The sequence below is a fragment of the Streptomyces sp. NBC_00454 genome, assembly GCF_041434015.1.
Classification (GTDB): Bacteria; Actinomycetota; Actinomycetes; order Streptomycetales; family Streptomycetaceae; genus Streptomyces.
Window position 1 is genome coordinate 7,084,574 of the sequence record NZ_CP107907.1, and the last position, 17,576, is coordinate 7,102,149.

A 17,576-nucleotide genomic window follows, 5' to 3' on the forward strand; every position below is an offset into this window, starting at 1 on the left:
CGGGCGCGCAGCGCACGTAGGGGTCCGGGGCGGAGCCCCGGGAAACGGTGAAGGGGCGGGGCGGGGAGAAGCCCCGCGCAACGGCACCCGCCCTGCCCCGCAGAGACCGGCCGAACGGCCGATGCGGGCCGCGGCCGGGGTGCGGCAACCTCTACAGGTTGCCCCGCCCCGTCCGCACCGCCCGCCCCGTGAAGGAGGCGCACCATGCTGCACGCCCTCTACCTCCTCGGTATCGCCGCCTTCGCCGCCTCCGGCGTCCTGGCCGCGCACCGCGCCAACATGGACCCCTTCGGCGGGCTGGTCCTCGCCTTCGCGGCCAGCATCTCCGGCGGGACCCTGCGCGACCTCATCCTCGACCGGCACCCCCTCTACTGGACCCACGACTGGCTGCTGCTCGTCCTCATCGCGTCCGTGGCCGTGGCCACCATGCTCTACCTGCGCCGCTGGGAGCTCCCGCACCGCGCGCTCATGGTGGTCGACGCGGTCGGGCTGGCCGTGGTCACCGTCATCGGGGCCCGCGCCGCCATCGACGCCCACGTCACCCCCGTCGCCGTGCTCATTCTCGCCGTCCTGACGGGCGTCACCGGCGAGGTCGTCCGCGACGTGCTCTGCGGGGAGTTCCCGCCGCTGCTGCTGCGCGAGGAGGTGTACGCGACGGCCGCGCTCGCCGGGGCGCTCTGCTACCTCGGCCTGCACTCCGTCGGTACCTCGGACACCGTCAGCACCGTCGTGTCCGCCGTCCTCGTCTTCGGGCTCCGGATGGCCGCGATCTTCCGCGATCTGCACCTGCCCCGCCTCCAGCGCGCGGCCGGCTGATCCCTATCCTCGGGGGATGACCCACGCCATCGCGCGGCTCGACGCCACCGGGCTCGCCGCCCACCGGGACGAACTCGCGGACCTCCTGCTGGCCGTCGTGCGCGGCGGTTCCTCCATCGGCTTCCTCGCCGACCTCGACCGGGACGGCGCCGCCGCCTGGTGGGACTCGCTGCTCCCCGCCCTCGAAGAGGGCTCCCTCGCGCTGTGGGTGTCCCGGGGCCCGGACGGCCGGGCCGACGGCACCGTCAGCTGGTACCGCGAGACGAAGGCCAACGGCCGCCACCGCGCCGAGCTGCGCAAGCTGATGGTCCACCCCGGGGCCCGCGGCCGCGGCACCGGCCGCGCACTGCTCGCCGAGGCCGAGGCGGCCGCCGCCCGCGCCGGGGTGCTGCTGCTGTTCCTGGACACCGAGAGCGGCAGCCCCGCCGAGCGCGTGTACCGGGCGGCCGGCTGGACGGTGGCCGGCGCCATCCCCGACTACGCCACCGATCCGGCCGGACGGCTCGTGGCGACCACTCTCTACTACAAGCACACCAAGCAGTAGGGGTCTCCTCGGTGACCTCGCCCGCCGCGCCGCGTTAGACCCGTAGGCACCGGCCACCGAGCGAGGGAGACCGTATGTACGCAGCACCCGCCGCCGCACCACTCACCCGCCGCGCGGTCCTCCGTACGGCTTTCACCGCGGCCGTGTTCGCCGGCACCGCCGCGGCCCTGGCCCCCGTACTGCGCGCCCGCCGCCCCCGGCAGACCCTCACACCGGCCCCGCTCACGCGGTTCACCGAGGAGACCTACCGCGGCCGCCACATCGCCGTGGACCTCGCGGCCGCCGCCGTCCGCATCGACGGCAGGCCCCTGCACGTCATGCGCCGCGCCGACGGCAGCTACCTCAGCGGGATCAACCACTTCCAGTCCTACGACACCCCGTGGGAGCTGGCCCGCGCCGCCGTGGACGAACTGGGCTCCACTCAGCTGGCGTCCGGTGCCGCGCACCACGGCGGACCGGAGTAGCCGGCCGTGTACGTCAGGCAGAACCAGAAGAACCTGACCAGCGCGCAGAAGAAGCGGTTCACGGCGGCCGTGATCGAGCTCAAGCGCAACGGCACCTACGACGCTTTGGTGCGCACCCACGACAAGTACTTCGTCCCGGACCGCGACCGCAAGCTGCGCGTCGGGCACATGTCCCCGTCGTTCTTCCCCTGGCACCGGTGCTACCTGCTGGAGTTCGAGCGCCGGCTGCAGAGCGTCGATTCCGGTGTCACCATCCCCTACTGGGACTGGACCGCCGACAACAGCCCGGCTTCCTCCCTGTGGGCCGACGACTTCATGGGCGGGACCGGCCGCGAGAGCGACCGCCAGGTGATGACGGGCCCCTTCGCCTACGCGCGGGGCAACTGGACGGTCACCGTGGGCCTCACGGAAGCCCACTTCCTCACCCGCAACCTGGGCCGGCCGCAGAACCCGATCAGCCTGCCGACCGCTGCCGAGCTCCAGTGGGCGCTCGACGACCCGGTGTACGACTCCGCGCCCTGGGATTCGACGGCCGAGGGCGGCGGCTTCCGCAACAAACTGGAGGGCTGGTCCGCCCCCAAGAGCGAGAAGTGGCGCAACCACAACAAGGTGCACCAGTGGATCGGCGGCCACATGACGGGCGGCACCTCGCCCAACGATCCGGTGTTCTGGCTGCACCACGCCTTCGTGGACCTGCTCTGGGACCGCTGGCAGCAGAAGCACCCGGGGGCCGGCTACCTGCCCGCCGCCCCGCTCGAACTGGGCGACCTCCAGCGCGGCCGGGTGATCGCGGCCGACGAGACGATGCCGCCGTGGGACGTCAGCCCGCGCGAGATGCTCGGCCACCAGGGGCTCTACCGCTACGAGTGAACCGGGCCCCACCGCGGCGAGTGGTGAGCCCGAGGAGCAGGACAGCACGGGAAAGGGGCCCCCGCCGTACGGCGGGGGCCCCCTTCAGGGTCGGTCAGGCGGTTCAGCCGCCGTAGTTGCCCTCGGTGTGGTGCCCGTCGTGGCCCGACGCGTTGATGCAGGTGTTGCCGAACGCCGGGTTCAGCAGACCGATCACGTTGACGGTGTTGCCGCAGACGTTGACCGGGACGTGCACCGGGACCTGGAGCAGGTTGCCCGAGAGGACACCGGGGGAGCCGACCGCCGCACCGTGCGCTCCGGCATCGGCAGCCGCCAGACCCGCACCGGCGGCCAGGGCGCTACCGGCGGCAGCGGTGATGACGAATGCCTTCGCGATACGCGACATCAAGATCTCCTAGAGTGAAACGGGGGTGCCGCAGAAAGAGAACCTGCGGCGTTTGACATGGCATACAACGCGGGGACAGCCCAAGGGTCACGGCCGCTGGGCCGCTGGTGATCCGAACTACTTGGTGATCCCGAACCGGGCGGAGGCGAAGTACGGACGCACCGGCTGGACGGCTCCCGGCCGCAGGACCTCCACCGCGGGGCCCGCGCAGCCGGGCTCCCGGTAGAGCGTCACCGTGGACCTGGTCTTGTTGGTCACCGCGCGCCCGCCGCCGCCGGACGCGGGCAGGCAGCCCTTGGGGGCCGCGAAACCGTGCGGCTTGTCGTCCGTGCCCAGGTACTGGAAGTCCGGCCCGACGGTCGACGGAGTCCCCAGAGCGGCGGTCGGGCCGTCGGCCGCGTACGCCTCGGCGCCCGTGAGCGTCCCGGCCGCGGCCGCGAACAGCAGGACCGGGACCGAGCCGGCCCGGACCAGGCTCCGAATGGTGTGGTGAAGAGGCATGGATCGCATGACCCGCCCAACCGGGCGCGCCCCGGCCGGGGTCACGCCTTGTCACCCGCCGCGCGCCTGTGCGACGGTGCGACCGGCGGTGCGCGCGACACCGGATCCAGCCGGAACCAGCCGATCCAGCCCAGGAGGACGGACACGATGAGCACAGCGGCCGACGAAGCCCAGGACCGCACCCGATCCGGTCCACGGCCCCGGGTCCGGACCGCGTACGGCACCGTCGAAGGCCGCACCGGCCGCGCCGGCACCGCCGTCTTCCGGGGCATCCCCTACGCCGCCCCGCCCGTCGGCGCCCTGCGCTTCGCCGCGCCCGCACCCCCCGAGCCGTGGGACGGCGTCCGCGACGCCGGCGCCTACGGGCCCACCGCGCCCAAGGTGCCCTACCCCGACGAGTTCGCCGCGCTGCTCCCCGACCCGGAGATCCCCGGCGAGGACTGCCTCAACCTCAACGTGTGGACCCCGGCCCCGGAGTCCGGCGCCCGGCTGCCCGTCATGGTGTGGATCCACGGCGGGGCGCTCACCCGCGGCTCCTCGGCCGTCCCCGTCTACGACGGCGGCTCCTTCGCCCGCGACGGAGTCGTCCTCGTCTCCGTCAACTACCGCCTGGGCGTCCTCGGCTACGGGCTGTTCCCCGACGCCCCCGCCAACCGCGGCCTGCTCGACCAGATCGCCGCCCTGACCTGGGTCCGCGAGAACATCGAGGCCTTCGGCGGAGACCCCGGCCGGGTCACCGTCTTCGGCGAATCCGCCGGGGCCATCAGCGTCGGCGCCCTGCTCGCGGCACCCCGCGCGGCCGGGCTCTTCCACCGGGCCGTCCTGCAGAGCGGCGCCCCCGAGGCACTGGCCCGCGAGAAGGTCCGCACCATGGTCCGGCGGATGGCCGCGCTGCTCAAGGTGGACGCCACCGCCGGGGCCTTCGCCGCCGTCGCCCTGCCCGACCTGCTCGCCGCCCAGTCGGCCGTGCTGCGCCGCTCCTCCCCGCTGCTCGGCGGCCCCGCCTTCGGCCTGGTCGCCGACCCGGACACGCTGCCGGGGGACCCGCTCGAAGCGGCGGTACGGGCCGCCGGGGAGATGCCGCTGCTGATGGGCTGGACCGCCGAGGAGTACCGGCTCTGGCTCGCCCCGACCGGCGCCATGCGGTTCCTGGACCGGCTCGGGCCGCTCGCCGTGTCCCTGGGCCGGATCCGCAGCGGCAAGGACCAGGCCGCCGTACGGGCGCTGCGCGCCGAGCGGCCCGCAGCGGGCCCGGCCGACCTCGCCGGGCACCTGCTCACCGACCGGCTGCTGCGCGACCCGCTGCGCAAGCTCGCCGCGGGCCATGGGGAGGACCACGGGGAGGGCGCGCAGCGGCGTACCGCTCCGCGCTTCGTGTACGAGTTCGCGTGGCCGTCCGGGGTCCCGGGACTCGGGTCCTGCCACGCGCTGGAACTGGGCTTCGTCTTCGACACCCTGGCGGTGCCCGAGGCCGCCTGGCTGGCCGGGCCGGACGCCCCGCAGGAACTGGCCGGGGAGATGCACGCGGCCTGGGTGCGCTTCGCCGTCGCTGGGGACCCGGGCTGGGCCCCCTGGAACGGCGACGGCCCGCCGAAGGTGTTCGGCGGGCCGGGGCGGGAGGGGCGGGGACCGGCTACTCCACCGGCCCTTCCATGACCTTGCTGATGAACTGGATCGGCCCCTCGCCCATGTTGGGCACATAGGTCTTGGCGTTGTGCTGGCCGCCCTGGATGATCCTCAGGTCGGTGTGGACCGGCCCCTTGCCGTACGTGGCGATGAACTTCTGCACGTTCGGCAAGGTGTTCTTGTTGCTCTCGTTGGTGCCGACCTGGAAGGCCAGGTAGACGTCCGGCCCCTTCTTGTCGATCAGCTCCTTGGCGAGCAGCTCGGGGTTGTTCTCCGCCTTCTCCTTGTCGTGGCCCTTCCACAGGGAGGAGTCGGGGACGATGTCCGGGCCGGAGCAGATCGCGGCCTTGAACTTCTCCGGGTACTTCAGCACGGCCTTCAGGCTCGCGAAGCCGCCGGTGGAGGAGCCCATGTACGCCCAGCCGTCACGGGACTTGATCGTGCGGAAGTTCGCCCGCATCAGGTCCGGGACGTCGTCGGTCAGCCAGGTGCCCATCTTGGGCTGCCCCGGGATGTCCGAGCCGTCCCAGTAGATTCCCTTGTCGTCCGGGGCCGGGTTCAGCACCGGCATGGCCAGGATGAAGGGCTTGCTCTTGCCCTCGCCGTACCACTTGCTGATGCTCGCCTGGAGGCCCAGGTCGGTGCCCATCCAGTAGTTGTTCGGGTAGCCCGCGCCGCCGGGCAGGGCGATCATGACCGGGAACCCGCTCCTGGCGTACTTGGGGTCGTTGTACTCCTTGGGCGCCCAGACCCAGACCTTGCCCTTGAAGCCGGACTTCTTGCCGTCGAGCGTGGTGACGGCGACGTGCGTGCCGTCGGGCAGGGTCATCGAGTTCTTGAAGTCCGCCGCCGGGCCGGTCGGCATGGACATCTTCGAGTTCGCCGCCGGCTTGACGGCCTTGCCACCGGTATCGCCGGAACCGCCAGGGGCCTTCCCGAAGGAGACGCTCTCGCCCTTGTCGGTGAACGGCGGTATCTCGTAGTGGTTCATCACCAGCGCGGCGATGCCCGCGAGCGCCAGCACGGAGGCGCCGGCGATCACCCAGCGCCGGACCCTGGAGCGGCGCCGGGGCGGCTCGCCGGGCTGCTGGTCGCCGTAGGGCGGCTGGTTGCCGTACGGGGGCTGCTCGCCGTAGGGCCCCTGCTCACGGTACTGGTGCTGCTGCTCACCGTAGGCGGGCTCCTGCCCGTACCCGGGCTGCCGGCCGTAGCCGGGCTGCTGTCCGTACCCGGGCTGCTGCCCGTAGCCCGGCTGCTGTCCGTACGGGTCCTGGCGGCCGTAGCCCTCCTGCTGCCCGTACGGAGGCTGCTGCGAGCCGTACCCCTGGCCCCGGCCCTGCTGCGGGTGAGGGGGGTACTGCTGCTGCCCTTGCGGGTACGGCTGCCCGTAGGGCGGCTGCTGCGACATGTGCGGGTGCTCTCCGGCTTGGTGCTGCCCCATTGGGGCGGGATGAGACTGCTTTCGATCGAAGGATGAGCGTACGTGCTCCGGGGTTCCACATTTTTCCGACTCTTGGGGTTCCTTAGGGCAGGACGTTGCCCGTCGTGAAAAGGGCCTGCGGAGTTCCCGTGCTGTTCGCCAACTATCCCTGGCCCATGCACATGCCACTCGGTACGGTACGTCCGCGCCGCCCCCAGACTCCCCCTGCCCGGAGGTAATTTCCGTGTTCGGCATGCCCATTTCACGGTCCCGTCGCAAGACCGCCCTCGCCACCGCCTTCGGCCTCACCGCCGCCGCGGCCGCGCTGTGGGCGGGCATCGGCACCGCTCAGCCCGCGCACGCGGCCGGCCTGCCCACACCCGACCACATAGTCGTCGTGGTCTTCGAGAACCACGCCTACAACCAGGTCATCGGCAGCTCCAGCGCCCCCTACATCAACTCCCTCAAGACCGGGGGAGGCAACCTGACCAACTCCTACGGCGTCACGCACCCGAGCCAGCCCAACTACCTGCAGCTCTTCTCGGGCTCCAACCAGGGCGTGACCGGCGACAGCTGTTACACGCCCGGCTTCAGCTCCGCGCCCAACCTGGCGTCCGAGCTGATCGCCGCCGGCAAGACCTGGGCCAGCTACAACGAGACCCTGCCGAGCCAGGGCTCCACCACCTGCTCCAGCGGCAAGTACGCCCAGAAGCACAACCCCTGGTTCGCCTTCTCCAACGTGCCCACCAGCACCGCGAAGACGATGACCCAGTTCCCGACGGACTTCACCACCCTGCCCAAGACCTCGTTCGTCGTCCCGAACCTCTGCAGCGACATGCACGACTGCTCCGTCGGCACCGGCGACACCTGGCTGAAGAACAACCTCAAGGCCTACGCGGACTGGGCCAAGACCCACAACAGCCTGCTCGTCGTCACCTTCGACGAGGACAACCGGCTCGCCGGCAACAAGATCCCGACCGTGTTCTACGGCCAGTCCGTGACCCCGGGCTCCACCAGCTCCACCACGTACAACCACTACAACATGCTGCGCACCCTCGAAGGCCTCTCCGGCCTGACCACCCACGCGGGGAACGCTGCCGGCGCCACCGACATCACGGGGATCTGGACTTCCTGACCATGTACGTTGCGGACAGTCGCGGCACCCCCGCGCCCGCCGTGACCCCCGAGCCGCAGGCCGTCGCCCCGGGCATCCGCCCGGGGCGGCGCGCCGCGCTCGCCCCCACGGTGCTCGCCCTCGGCACGGTCAGCCTCATCACCGACGTCTCCTCGGAGATGGTCACGGCCGTGCTCCCGCTCTACCTCGTCGCCGGACTCGGGCTCACCCCCCTCGGCTTCGGCCTGCTCGACGGCCTCTACAACGGCGTCAGCGCCCTCGTCCGGCTCACCGGCGGCCACCTCGGCGACCGCTTCGGCCGCCACAAGGCCCTCGCCGGCATCGGCTACGGGCTCTCCGCCCTGTGCAAGCCGCTCCTGCTGCTCGCCCACACCCTGCCCGCCATCGGGGCCGTGCTCGCGCTCGACCGCACCGGCAAGGGCCTGCGCACCGCCCCGCGCGACGCGCTGATCTCCCTGTCGGCCGCCCCCGAGGACCGCGGCCGGGCCTTCGGCGTGCACCGCGCCATGGACACCGCAGGGGCGCTGATCGGACCGATCCTGGCCTTCCTGATCCTGCGCGGCGCAGCCGAGGGCTACGACGCCGTCTTCACGGTCAGCGCCTGCGTGGCCGCGCTCGGCGTCCTGGTGCTGGTGCTCTTCGTACCGGGCCGGCGCACCGCGCCCACCGCCACCGGAGCCCCCGTCTCGCTGCGGGCCTCCTTCGGGCTGCTGGGCCGCCGCGACCTGCGCCGGATCAGCCTCTGCGCGCTCCTGCTCGGCCTGTGCACCGTCAGCGACGCCTTCGTCTTCCTGCTGCTCCAGCACTCCACCGGCATCGCCGACCGCTGGTTCGCCCTGCTGCCCCTGGGCACCGCCGCCGCGTTCTTCCTGCTCGCGCTGCCGCTCGGCCGGCTCGCCGACCGCATCGGCCGCTGGCGCGTCTTCCTCGGCGGCCACCTCGCCCTGCTCGCCGCCTACGGGATCCTCCTCGTCGGAGGGGACCAGCCGGCGCTCCCGTACGCGGTCCTCCTGCTGCACGGCGCGTTCTACGCGGCCACCGACGGGGTGCTCATGGCCACCGCCGCCGGAGCCGTACCCGAGGAGCACCAAGGCGGGGGCCTCGCCCTCGTCCAGACCGGCCAGGCCCTCGCCCGGTTCGCCGCCTCGCTCGGCTTCGGGGCCGCCTGGACGTTCTGGGGCGCCCGCCCCGCGCTGGCCGTCGCCGCCGTGCTCCTGGCCGGGGCCGTCGCGCTCTGCGTCCGGCTGCGGCCGCAGGACGGCGCCGGAGGCGGAGCGGCTCCCGAGGCCGGCGCGGACCCGTCGGGCCCCGAGGCCCCCGTGGCCGACCCGGCCGTCTGAAACATCCCGTAGATCCCGAAAGGCCCCCCACGCATGACCCTGCATCGCCGGATCCTGATCCTCGTCTCGGCCATCGCCCTGCTCGCCGCCGTCGGAGCGCTCGCCGTCGTACGGGCCTCCTCGCGCGCCGACGAGAAGAACCAGGTCCAGGCCGGCGGGCCACCGATCACCCGGGGCGAGGTCACCCTCGCCCCGGGCGACGGCGGTCGGCGGATCGTGTTCCGCAACATGGCCTGGGGGCCGCACCGCGACGAGCTCTCCACCGTGCCCGCCGACGCGCCCGAAGGCGCCCGTACCGCCTCCGCGGTCAGCTGCCTGCGCTTCCACTCCGCGGGCGGCACCGGGATCTGCCTCCAGGCGGAGAAGGGCGGGGTGCAGGACAGCTACAAGGCCGTCGTCCTCGACGCGCACCTGAAGGAGGTCTCCAGCCACCCGCTGGCCGGCATCCCCACCCGGGCGCGGGTCTCGCCCGGCGGCCACCTGGTCGCCTGGACGGTCTTCGTGGGCGGGGACTCCTACGCCGGCACGAACTTCTCCACCCGGACCTCGCTGCTGGACCTGCGGACGGGGAGGTTCGACGCCTCGCTGGAGGACTTCGCGATCCACAAGGACGGCAAGACGTACCGCAACGCCGACGTCAACTTCTGGGGGGTCACCTTCGCGGCCGACGAGCAGACCTTCTACGCCACGCTCGCGACCGGCGGCCAGACCTACCTGGTCCGCGGCGACCTCACCGCGCGCACGGTGACCACGCTGCGCGAGAACCTGGAATGCCCGTCCCTGTCGCCCGACGGGACCCGGCTGGTCTTCAAGAAGCGGGTGCCCGGCCTGTCGCCGGACGCGCCGTGGCGGCTGTACGTCCTGGACCTGGCCACGATGGCGGAGACCCCGCTCGCCGAGGAGCGCAGCGTGGACGACCAGGTGGTGTGGACCGACGACCGGACGGTCGTCTACTCCCTGCCCGGAGACTTCGGCGCCGACCTGTACTCGCTGCCCACGGACGGCAGCGGAGCACCGGCCCGGTACATGACCTCGGCCCTCGCCCCCGCCTTCCTCGGCTGACGCCGGGAAGACGGGGGGAGGGGGAGGGGGAGGGGGAGGGACGAACGGGGGCCGAGCGCGGGCCGGCCGCGGGCCGCTGTCCGCGCAGAAGGACCGTTACGCCGGGATGAGCGTCTTGCGGCGCCGCTTGCGCTGCGCGCCCGCCGACATCCGATGCTCGATGACCGACCGCACGGTGGGCCACTCCTCGTCGAGGATGGAGTAGAACGCCGTACTGCGGACCGCGCCGTCGAGGCCCCTCGAATGGGCCCGGCGGACCCCCTCGCAGGTGAACCCGAGCCGTTCCATCGCGGCGCGCGAGCGGCCGTTGCGGGCGTCCGCGCGCAGCGAGATGCGCCGCACGCCCCAGGTCTCGAAGGCATGGCGGAGCAGGAGCAGCTTCGCCTCGGTATTGATGCCGGTTCCCTGGGCTGCCGGGGACAGCCAGGTATTGCCGATCTCGGCGGCATCGGGGATCGCCGTCGCCGGATCGCCGAACGGGATCCCCGGCACGGCGGGCCAGACCAGCGGCCCCTGCCAGTAATCGAGTTCCAGGAACCGGGTCGAACCGACCACCCGACCGTCGGTGGCTCTGACCACCGCGAAGGGGAGCGATCGACCCGCTGCCTGATCAGCGAGGGCACGGTCGATGTACTCGTGGGACGCCTGCAACCCGTGAGGTACGGGAGTGAAGGCGTAAGTCGTACGATCCTCGGCCCCGGCCAGGGCCAAGGCCTCGGTGTGGTGGGGGGCGAGGGGCTCGAGCCGCACGGAGCGGCCGGCGAGGAGTACGGGTACGGGCACGGAGCCTTCGGTCCTTCTGGGCGGTGGGGTGGTTGCACAGTCTGCGTCTCTGACGTCGCCCCCCGTGCAAAACACGGGTGAAAGGCAACGGGCTGTCAGGTGAACGCGAGTGGCTCAATGTAACTCCTTAAAGTGCTCTCATGAACCCCCTGATTGGCAATGGCGTGAACGTCTTTTTCGAGGACTTGGGTCCCCGCGACGGAGCCCCCGTAATCCTCATCCACGGACATCCCTTCAACCACTCGATGTGGTCCCCCCAGACGGCGGCCCTGACCGCCGCCGGTTACCGTGTGATCACCCCTGACCTGCGCGGATACGGTCAGAGCCCGGTCGTGCCCGGCAAGACCCTGCTCGCCGACTTCGCCGATGATCTGGCCGCCCTGCTCGATTCCCTGGGCGTCGAACAGGCGGTCGTCGGGGGTGTGTCCATGGGCGGGCAGATCGCACTCGAGATGCGGCTGCGCCACCCGGGTCTGGTACGGGCCCTCGTGCTCAGCGACACCTCCGCTCCGCCGGAGACCGACGAAGGCAAGACCTACCGCCGCGAGCTCGCCGAGCGGCTCCTCGAGGAGGGGATGAAGCCCTACACCGACGAGGTCATAGACAAGATGCTCGCGGCGTACAACGTGACCGCGATGCCCGAGGCGGCGGCGAAGGTGACCGCGATGATGTACGCCACCGACCCCCAGGGCGCGGCCGCCGCGCTGCGCGGGCGGGCCGAGCGGCCCGACTACGCGCCCGTGCTCGCCGCACTGCCGGCCTCCGTGCCCTGCCTGATCCTGGTCGGGCGCGACGACGTGTACACCCCGGTCGCCGAAGCCGAGTCCATGCGGTCACTGGCCCCGCACTCGGTGCTCGCCGTGATCGATGGGGCGGGGCACCTGCCGGGCGTTGAGCAGCCGGAGGCCTTCAACCGGGCACTGCTGGAGTTCCTCGAGGCGCACTGAGGGACGGGCGGGGGCAGCTCGCGGGGCGGGATCGCAATGGCCCGGTGACACAGATGGCGAATGGACCAACGGAATGGGCCATTCAGCTGGTCCAATGATGGCGTGACGAACCGGATCCTGCCCCCGCCCGGAGTGCCGCGCCGACTGGCCGCCGCCCAGCTGAGCAACTCCGTCGGAGACGGCGCCTACTACGTGTGTTCGGCGCTCTACTTCACCCGGGTGGTGGGTCTCTCGCCGGCCCAGATCGGTCTGGGCCTCACGATCGCCTGGGCGGTCGGCTCGGTCGCGGGCGTGCCGCTGGGCGCGCTCGCCGACCGGCGCGGGCCGCGCGGCACCTCCGTGCTGCTGGCCGTGGCCACGGCCGCGTCCGTCTGCTCCTTCCTGTTCATCCGCTCCTTCTGGGCCTTCCTGGCCGCCGTCCTCGTCTACGCCACCGCCCAGTGCGGACTGGCCGCGGCCCGCCAGGCGCTGCTCGCCGGCCTGGTCGCCCCCGAGGAGCGGACCGGGGTGCTGGCCCACCTCCAGGCCGTGCTCAACGCGGGCCTCGCGGTGGGCGCGGCCCTCGGCGGACTGGCCCTCGGCGTCGGCACCGAGCGCGCCTACTTCGCCGTCTTCGCGCTCGACGCCCTGGCCTTCCTGCTGTGCGCCGCCGTACTGCTGCGGCTGCCGGTGGTGGCGCCCGTCCCGGACCGGGCGGCGGGGGAGCCGCGCCTGGCGGTGCTCCGGGACCGGCCGTACGCGCTGGTCACCCTGCTCAACGCGATCCTGCTGCTGCGGATGCCGCTGCTCAGCCTGGCGATACCGCTGTGGATCGTGGAGCGCACGCACGCCCCCGGCTGGATGGCGTCGGCGCTGTTCGTGCTCAACACCCTCGCCGTGATGCTGTTCCAGGTGCGGGTGGCCCGCCCGGTGACGGATCTGGACAGCGCTCGGCGGGCGGTACGGGTCTCCGGGCTGGTGGTGGCCGCCGCGTGCGGGGTGTTCGCCCTGTCGGCGCTGCCCCGGTCCGGGTGGGCCGCCGCGGCGATCCTGCTGGCGGGCGCCGTGCTCCAGGTGGACGCCGAGATGCGGCAGTCCGCCGGGTCCTGGCAGATCGGCTTCGGGCTGGCCCCCGCCGAACGGATGGGCCAGTACCAGGGCTTCTTCGGCACCGGGGTGCCGATCGCCCGGACCCTGGGCCCGCTGGTGCTGACCTCGCTGCTGCTGCTCTGGGGGATCCCGGGCTGGCTGCTGCTGGGTGGGCTCCTGCTGGCGGCCTCGTACGCGATGGGTCCCGCCGTGCGCCGGGCGGAGGCCGCCCGGGGCGGGGACGGCGGCAACGGCGGCGGCAACGACGGGGACGGCGGCAACGACGGTGGGGACGGGGCCGCGCGGGCCTCAGTACGGTCGCGGTAGCCGTCGGGGCGCCGCACCGCAGGATCACCGCCGGCCCGGGGCAAAGGCCCGCCCGGCCGGGGCCGTTCGGCGGCTCCGGGGGAGCCGAACGGTGCTACCGCGCGCCGGGGCGGCGGTGTCAGTCTGTCTGCAGAGTGGTGCGCAGCCGGTAGCGGTCCCCGCTGTACTCCACGGTGGACAGCAGGAGCGGCCGCTGGTCACGCGTGTACACGGTCTGGTCGAGGACGAGTACGGGCGCGCCCTCCGCGATGCCCAGGTGCCCGGCGAGCTCCCCGTCCGCGGTGCGTGCCTCGATCGTGGCCTCGGCGCGGTCGGGCTCGACGCCCCAGCGGCGCAGTTCCTCGAAGAGGGAGGCCTCGCGGAAGTCGGTGCGGGTGAGGTCGGGCGCGAGTTCGGCGACCACCAGGGTCCGGTCGAGGGCGATCCGGACCTCGTTGAGCAGCCGGACCCGCTCGAGGCGCAGCAGCGGGGTGCCCGCGGGCACGTCGAGGCGGTCCGCGTCGTCGAGCGAGGCGGTGACCGTCTCCTGGTGCAGGACGACCGAGCTGGCGCGCATGTGCTTGCGGCGCGCGGTGGCGGTGAAGGACTCCAGGTCCTTGGGCCACTCGCGGGCGGGCGCCGGCGGCACGGGGGCGGCCACGAACCAGCCGCGGCCGTGCGAGGCGGTGACCAGCCCCTGGTCGACGAGGTGGGCCAGCGCGCGGCGCAGGGTGACGCGGGAGACGTCCAGCCGGGTGCAGAGCTCGCGTTCGGGCGGCAGCTTGCTGCCCGCGGACAGGCCGCGGCGCGCGATCTCCTCGCGGATCCGGTCCGAGGCCTGGGACCACAGGGGGTCGGAGGCGTTGACGGCGGAGGTGGCGGCGGCGATGGCAGCGTCGTCGGTCATGGGCAAAACATACCACTTGCTACCACTTGGGTCTGGCTTCTGGCCTCGTGCGGGTGGGACCTTGGGCCCCATCTTGATGTTTTGAATAAGACCACAAGAGACCATTGTTGACCAATGTAAAACCACTGGATACGTTCGATTCGTCCCCACCACCCCGCTCGACGAGGAGTCCCGAGATGAGTACGGCCACCGTCCCGGCTGCCGCACCGGCCGCCGGAAAGAAGCCGGGCCGCGTCATGCCGGTCCTGCAGCGCATCGGCCGCAGCCTGATGCTGCCCGTGGCCACGCTGCCGGCCGCAGCCCTGCTGACCCGGCTCGGCGGCGCCGACCTCCTGGGCCGCGAGAACTTCCCGATGATCGTGCAGAAGCTCGCGATGGTCCTGGCGGCCGCCGGTGACACCGTGTTCGCCCACCTGCCGCTGCTCTTCGCGGTCGGCGTGGCCATCGGCTTCGCGAAGAAGTCCGACGGCTCCACCGCCCTGGCGGCCGTGGTCGGCTACCTGGTCTTCAAGGCAGTCCTCGCCAGCCCCGCCTTCCCCAAGGGCGTGGACGGCGAACCGCTCGACGCCAAAGTCCTCGGGGGCATCGTGATGGGCCTGGTCGCGGCCCTCCTCTACCAGCGCTACAGCCGGACCAAGCTGCCCGAGTGGCTCGGCTTCTTCGGCGGCCGCAGGCTCGTACCCATCCTGAGCGCCTTCGCGGGCGTCGGCATGGGAGTGGTATTCGGAGTGGTCTGGCCGACCGTCGGCGGCTGGTTCTTCCACTTCGGCGAGTGGCTGGTCGGCACCGGCGCCTGGGGCGCGGGCCTCTTCGGCCTCGTCGTCCGGGCCCTCATCCCGATCGGGATGCACCACTTCTTCTCGGTCTTCCCCTGGTTCGAGGCCGGCAGCTTCGTCAACCCCGCCACCGGCACCGAGGTGCACGGAGACGTCGCCCGCTTCCTCGCCGGCGACCCGACCGCGGGCCAGTTCATGACCGGCGGCTTCCCGATCTACATGTTCGCGCTCCCGGCCGCCGCCATGGCCATCGCGCACACCGCCCGCCCCGAGAACCGCACGATGATCAAGGGCATGATGATCTCCGTCGCCCTGACCTCCTTCGTCACCGGCGTGACCGAGCCCATCGAGTTCGCCTTCATGTTCGTGGCCCCGGTCCTCTACGCGATCCACGCCTTCCTCTTCGGCGTCTCGATGGCCGTCTGCTACGCCCTCGGCATCCGCGACGGCTTCGGGTTCTCCTCCGGCGCCATCGACTACATCGTCAACTACGGCATCGCCACGAAGCCCTGGATGCTCATCCCGATCGGCCTGGCCTTCGCCGCCATCTACTACGTGCTCTTCCGCTGGGCGATCGTCAGGTTCGACCTTCCGACCCCGGGCCGCGAACGGGACGAGGACGCGCAGCCGCAGCCGGGCACCGAGGCCGACGCCTCCGCCTGATCCCGCCGCTTCCCCCTCGTACCGCCCGCCCAGGCTTCCCCAGACCCGCTAAGGACCCCCACACCATGTCCGGATCCCGCATCACCTTCCTCGAAGGCCAGGCCGACCAGGGCGCAGCCCTCGCCCGGATCGCCGACCGCGTCCGCACCCAGCTCGCCACCCCGGAGCTGGCCGGCCTGCGCGGCGCCGAACGCCCCCTCTTCACCGGCATCGGCGCCTCCTACGCCGCCCTCGCCGTCCCCGTGCAGCAGCTGCGCGAAGCCGGGATCGTCACCCAGCGGGTCCTGTCCAGCGAGATCGAGACCGGCACCGAAGGCTTCGACACCGACTGCCTGATCGCCGTCTCCCAGGGCGGCCGCAGCTCCGAGACCATCGCCGCCTTCGAGTGCGCCGCCCCGGGGATCACGAAGACCGCGCTGCTCAACGTGGTCCCGTCCCCGCTCGGCGACCTCGCCGACCTGACGGTGGACCTCGGCAACGAGCCCGACTCCTACGCCTCGACCATCGGCTACACCGGCACCGTCGTCGCCCTCGACCTGATCGCGGGCGCCGTGGCGGGACGCGAAGGCGACCCGTGGGGCCAGATCGCGGAGCAGACCACCACGGTCCACGAGCAGGCCACCGAGGTCGTGGCGGGACTGCGCGACCGCGGCGCCCGCTGCATCGCCTCCGACGGCGTGGCGGCCGGCGCCTCCCGGGCCTCCGCCGAAGAGGGCGCGCTGCTGCTGCGCGAAGTGGTGCGGATGACCGCGGCCGCCTCGGCGACCCGCAACTACCTGCACGGCGAGATGGAGTCGGCGGGCAACACCCTCCACCTCGTCTACGGCGACGGGCGCGAGATCGAGCTGGCCCGCTCGCTCGCGGGCGCCGGCCACCTCACCCTGCTGATCACCACGGCCGAGACCGCCCCGGCGGACAACCTGTCGGTCGTCCGCCTCCCCGAGGTCGCGGACGCGGTCCGGGTGGTCCTGGAGACGGTGGTCCTCCAGGAGCTGGTCGCCCAGCTCAGCGCCGAGCGCAACGTCCCGATCGAGTCCTTCGTCTTCGCCAACGACGACACCAAGCAGGGCGGCCTCGACATGTCCGACTTCGAGGTGGCGGCCTTCACCCAGGCCTAGGCCACCGCCCGCACCCCGACCGCCTGATGGCGGCCGGGGTGCGGGCGGTGGCCGCAGTGCCGCCTGAGATCATCCGGGCATGGACTTCACGCCGGTACTGCGGCAGCTGCGCTCCGTCGGGCCGTTCTTCACCGTGGCGTACGGGAAGGAGCCGCCGGGGCCCGGCTTCCGCCCGCTCACCGAGCTCTACGGGCAGCAGCTCGGGGCCTACGTGGACGAGATCGGGCGGCGGCTCGGGAGCGGCCCCGGGCGGGTGGCCGCCTCGACCGCGCAGTTCGGGATCGCCTCCCGGCTCTGGTCGATCGCCCTGGGCGGCGCCGCCCTGTCCGGCCGGGCTCCGGACCTGGGCCCCGACCGGGTGTGGTGGCGGCTCCCCGGGGCCGGGTCGCTGGAACTGTGGCTGCCCGAGCCCACCGCACTGCCCGCAGCAGTGCCCGGCGAGACGCTGGCGCAGTCGCTGGCGGACACCGTGCTCACGGACAACCTCGCCCTGCTCGACGACCGGCTGCGCACCCGGTTCGGCGTCTCGCCGCAGGTGCTGCGCGGGAACGCCGCCTCCGGGCTGGTCGGCGCGGTGCGGGTGCTCGGCGACCGGGTGCCGGGGGAGGCGGCGGCGGCCCTCGCGGCCGAGCTCCTCGCGGACGGCGGGCCGCTCGGCGCCTCGGGCACCTTCGTCCACGAACCCGGCCTCGGGGTGGCCTTCGTGCGCCGCAGCTGCTGCCTGTACTACCGCGCGCCGGGCGGCGGCCTCTGCGGGGACTGTGTGCTGCGGACCCGCTAGGCCATAGGGCCGTTCGGAGCAGTGCGGGGTGTGGCGGCCGGGGACTCGCCCGGGGCTGCTCCTA

The 17,576-nt window shown here is 72.7% G+C and carries 18 protein-coding genes; 13 read left to right on the forward strand and 5 right to left on the reverse strand.

The window, feature by feature from the left end; all coding sequences use genetic code 11:
* The first annotated feature begins 204 nt into the window (after positions 1-204).
* The 4 genes from OHU74_RS32360 (at position 205) to OHU74_RS32375 (ending at position 2,694) form a co-directional block, all read left to right on the forward strand.
* Positions 205-816 carry a trimeric intracellular cation channel family protein gene (locus OHU74_RS32360; protein WP_371619183.1) on the forward strand — a complete coding sequence of 204 codons (612 nt, stop codon included), beginning with the start codon at positions 205-207 and terminating at the stop codon, positions 814-816.
* A 16-nt stretch (positions 817-832) separates the two neighbouring features.
* Positions 833-1,360: a GNAT family N-acetyltransferase gene (locus tag OHU74_RS32365; protein WP_371619184.1), complete on the forward strand. Its 528-nt coding sequence runs from the start codon at positions 833-835 to the stop codon at positions 1,358-1,360.
* Between the two features lie 74 nt (positions 1,361-1,434).
* Positions 1,435-1,824 carry a tyrosinase family oxidase copper chaperone gene (locus OHU74_RS32370; protein WP_371619185.1) on the forward strand — a complete coding sequence of 130 codons (390 nt, stop codon included), beginning with the start codon at positions 1,435-1,437 and terminating at the stop codon, positions 1,822-1,824.
* Positions 1,825-1,830: 6 nt separating this feature from the next.
* On the forward strand, positions 1,831-2,694 hold the full coding sequence (locus OHU74_RS32375; protein ID WP_371619186.1) for a tyrosinase family protein: 864 nt from the start codon (positions 1,831-1,833) through the stop codon (positions 2,692-2,694).
* A gap of 103 nt (positions 2,695-2,797) precedes the next feature.
* On the opposite strand, the gene OHU74_RS32380 is transcribed toward OHU74_RS32375, so the two are convergent.
* Positions 2,798-3,079 (reverse strand): chaplin, encoded by a 282-nt coding sequence (locus OHU74_RS32380; RefSeq protein WP_330299966.1) that lies wholly within the window; start codon positions 3,077-3,079, stop codon positions 2,798-2,800.
* Positions 3,080-3,196: 117 nt separating this feature from the next.
* Entirely contained in the window at positions 3,197-3,580 is a 384-nt protein-coding gene (locus OHU74_RS32385; RefSeq protein WP_371619187.1) for a hypothetical protein, read from the reverse strand.
* A 147-nt stretch (positions 3,581-3,727) separates the two neighbouring features.
* Here OHU74_RS32385 and OHU74_RS32390 point away from each other — a divergent pair, with 147 nt between their 5' ends.
* Positions 3,728-5,236 (forward strand): carboxylesterase/lipase family protein, encoded by a 1,509-nt coding sequence (locus OHU74_RS32390; RefSeq protein ID WP_371619188.1) that lies wholly within the window; start codon positions 3,728-3,730, stop codon positions 5,234-5,236.
* On the opposite strand, the gene OHU74_RS32395 is transcribed toward OHU74_RS32390, so the two are convergent.
* Positions 5,214-6,614 carry an alpha/beta hydrolase-fold protein gene (locus OHU74_RS32395; RefSeq protein ID WP_371619189.1) on the reverse strand — a complete coding sequence of 467 codons (1,401 nt, stop codon included), beginning with the start codon at positions 6,612-6,614 and terminating at the stop codon, positions 5,214-5,216. The two genes, OHU74_RS32390 and OHU74_RS32395, sit on opposite strands and share 23 nt — an antisense overlap.
* 265 nt (positions 6,615-6,879) lie before the next feature.
* On the opposite strand from OHU74_RS32395, the gene OHU74_RS32400 reads away from it, so the two are divergent.
* From OHU74_RS32400 to OHU74_RS32410, 3 genes are read left to right on the forward strand one after another with little or no spacing between them, the layout of a single operon-like run.
* Entirely contained in the window at positions 6,880-7,761 is an 882-nt protein-coding gene (locus OHU74_RS32400; protein ID WP_371619190.1) for an alkaline phosphatase family protein, read from the forward strand.
* A gap of 2 nt (positions 7,762-7,763) precedes the next feature.
* Positions 7,764-9,101, forward strand: coding sequence for an MFS transporter (locus OHU74_RS32405; RefSeq protein WP_371619191.1), 1,338 nt, complete (start codon positions 7,764-7,766; stop codon positions 9,099-9,101).
* Positions 9,102-9,134: 33 nt separating this feature from the next.
* Entirely contained in the window at positions 9,135-10,163 is a 1,029-nt protein-coding gene (locus OHU74_RS32410; RefSeq protein ID WP_371619192.1) for a TolB family protein, read from the forward strand.
* A 96-nt stretch (positions 10,164-10,259) separates the two neighbouring features.
* Here the strand turns inward: OHU74_RS32410 and OHU74_RS32415 are convergent, their stop codons facing one another.
* Positions 10,260-10,946, reverse strand: a complete 687-nt coding sequence (locus OHU74_RS32415; protein WP_371619193.1) for a GNAT family N-acetyltransferase — start codon at positions 10,944-10,946, stop codon at positions 10,260-10,262.
* Between the two features lie 140 nt (positions 10,947-11,086).
* On the opposite strand from OHU74_RS32415, the gene OHU74_RS32420 reads away from it, so the two are divergent.
* Positions 11,087-11,893: an alpha/beta fold hydrolase gene (locus tag OHU74_RS32420; RefSeq protein WP_371619194.1), complete on the forward strand. Its 807-nt coding sequence runs from the start codon at positions 11,087-11,089 to the stop codon at positions 11,891-11,893.
* A 102-nt stretch (positions 11,894-11,995) separates the two neighbouring features.
* Complete coding sequence (locus tag OHU74_RS32425) at positions 11,996-13,288, forward strand: MFS transporter (RefSeq protein ID WP_371619195.1); 1,293 nt, start codon at positions 11,996-11,998, stop codon at positions 13,286-13,288.
* Between the two features lie 118 nt (positions 13,289-13,406).
* On the opposite strand, the gene OHU74_RS32430 is transcribed toward OHU74_RS32425, so the two are convergent.
* Complete coding sequence (locus OHU74_RS32430) at positions 13,407-14,174, reverse strand: GntR family transcriptional regulator (RefSeq protein ID WP_330299976.1); 768 nt, start codon at positions 14,172-14,174, stop codon at positions 13,407-13,409.
* A 176-nt stretch (positions 14,175-14,350) separates the two neighbouring features.
* Between OHU74_RS32430 and OHU74_RS32435 the strand changes: the two genes are divergently transcribed.
* The 3 genes from OHU74_RS32435 (at position 14,351) to OHU74_RS32445 (ending at position 17,512) form a co-directional block, all read left to right on the forward strand.
* A complete protein-coding gene (locus OHU74_RS32435) occupies positions 14,351-15,613 on the forward strand; it encodes a PTS transporter subunit EIIC (RefSeq protein ID WP_371619196.1) in 1,263 nt (420 codons plus the stop codon).
* 65 nt (positions 15,614-15,678) lie between these two features.
* Positions 15,679-16,731 (forward strand): SIS domain-containing protein, encoded by a 1,053-nt coding sequence (locus tag OHU74_RS32440; RefSeq protein WP_371619197.1) that lies wholly within the window; start codon positions 15,679-15,681, stop codon positions 16,729-16,731.
* Between the two features lie 79 nt (positions 16,732-16,810).
* On the forward strand, positions 16,811-17,512 hold the full coding sequence (locus OHU74_RS32445; RefSeq protein ID WP_371619198.1) for a (2Fe-2S)-binding protein: 702 nt from the start codon (positions 16,811-16,813) through the stop codon (positions 17,510-17,512).
* The last annotated feature ends 64 nt before the right edge of the window (positions 17,513-17,576 follow it).

What these genes read in the sequence shown, in the direction of transcription:
- OHU74_RS32390 (WP_371619188.1), top strand. Translation starts at nt 3,728, where the DNA reads ATGAGCACAGCGGCCGACGAAGCCCAGGACCGCACCCGATCCGGTCCA.
- OHU74_RS32410 (WP_371619192.1), top strand. Translation starts at nt 9,135, where the DNA reads ATGACCCTGCATCGCCGGATCCTGATCCTCGTCTCGGCCATCGCCCTG.
- OHU74_RS32380 (WP_330299966.1), bottom strand. Translation starts at nt 3,079, where the DNA reads ATGTCGCGTATCGCGAAGGCATTCGTCATCACCGCTGCCGCCGGTAGC.
- OHU74_RS32430 (WP_330299976.1), bottom strand. Translation starts at nt 14,174, where the DNA reads ATGACCGACGACGCTGCCATCGCCGCCGCCACCTCCGCCGTCAACGCC.
- OHU74_RS32370 (WP_371619185.1), top strand. Translation starts at nt 1,435, where the DNA reads ATGTACGCAGCACCCGCCGCCGCACCACTCACCCGCCGCGCGGTCCTC.
- OHU74_RS32360 (WP_371619183.1), top strand. Translation starts at nt 205, where the DNA reads ATGCTGCACGCCCTCTACCTCCTCGGTATCGCCGCCTTCGCCGCCTCC.
- OHU74_RS32445 (WP_371619198.1), top strand. Translation starts at nt 16,811, where the DNA reads ATGGACTTCACGCCGGTACTGCGGCAGCTGCGCTCCGTCGGGCCGTTC.
- OHU74_RS32395 (WP_371619189.1), bottom strand. Translation starts at nt 6,614, where the DNA reads ATGTCGCAGCAGCCGCCCTACGGGCAGCCGTACCCGCAAGGGCAGCAG.
- OHU74_RS32385 (WP_371619187.1), bottom strand. Translation starts at nt 3,580, where the DNA reads ATGCCTCTTCACCACACCATTCGGAGCCTGGTCCGGGCCGGCTCGGTC.
- OHU74_RS32420 (WP_371619194.1), top strand. Translation starts at nt 11,087, where the DNA reads ATGAACCCCCTGATTGGCAATGGCGTGAACGTCTTTTTCGAGGACTTG.
- OHU74_RS32435 (WP_371619196.1), top strand. Translation starts at nt 14,351, where the DNA reads ATGAGTACGGCCACCGTCCCGGCTGCCGCACCGGCCGCCGGAAAGAAG.
- OHU74_RS32365 (WP_371619184.1), top strand. Translation starts at nt 833, where the DNA reads ATGACCCACGCCATCGCGCGGCTCGACGCCACCGGGCTCGCCGCCCAC.
- OHU74_RS32400 (WP_371619190.1), top strand. Translation starts at nt 6,880, where the DNA reads ATGCCCATTTCACGGTCCCGTCGCAAGACCGCCCTCGCCACCGCCTTC.
- OHU74_RS32405 (WP_371619191.1), top strand. Translation starts at nt 7,764, where the DNA reads ATGTACGTTGCGGACAGTCGCGGCACCCCCGCGCCCGCCGTGACCCCC.
- OHU74_RS32440 (WP_371619197.1), top strand. Translation starts at nt 15,679, where the DNA reads ATGTCCGGATCCCGCATCACCTTCCTCGAAGGCCAGGCCGACCAGGGC.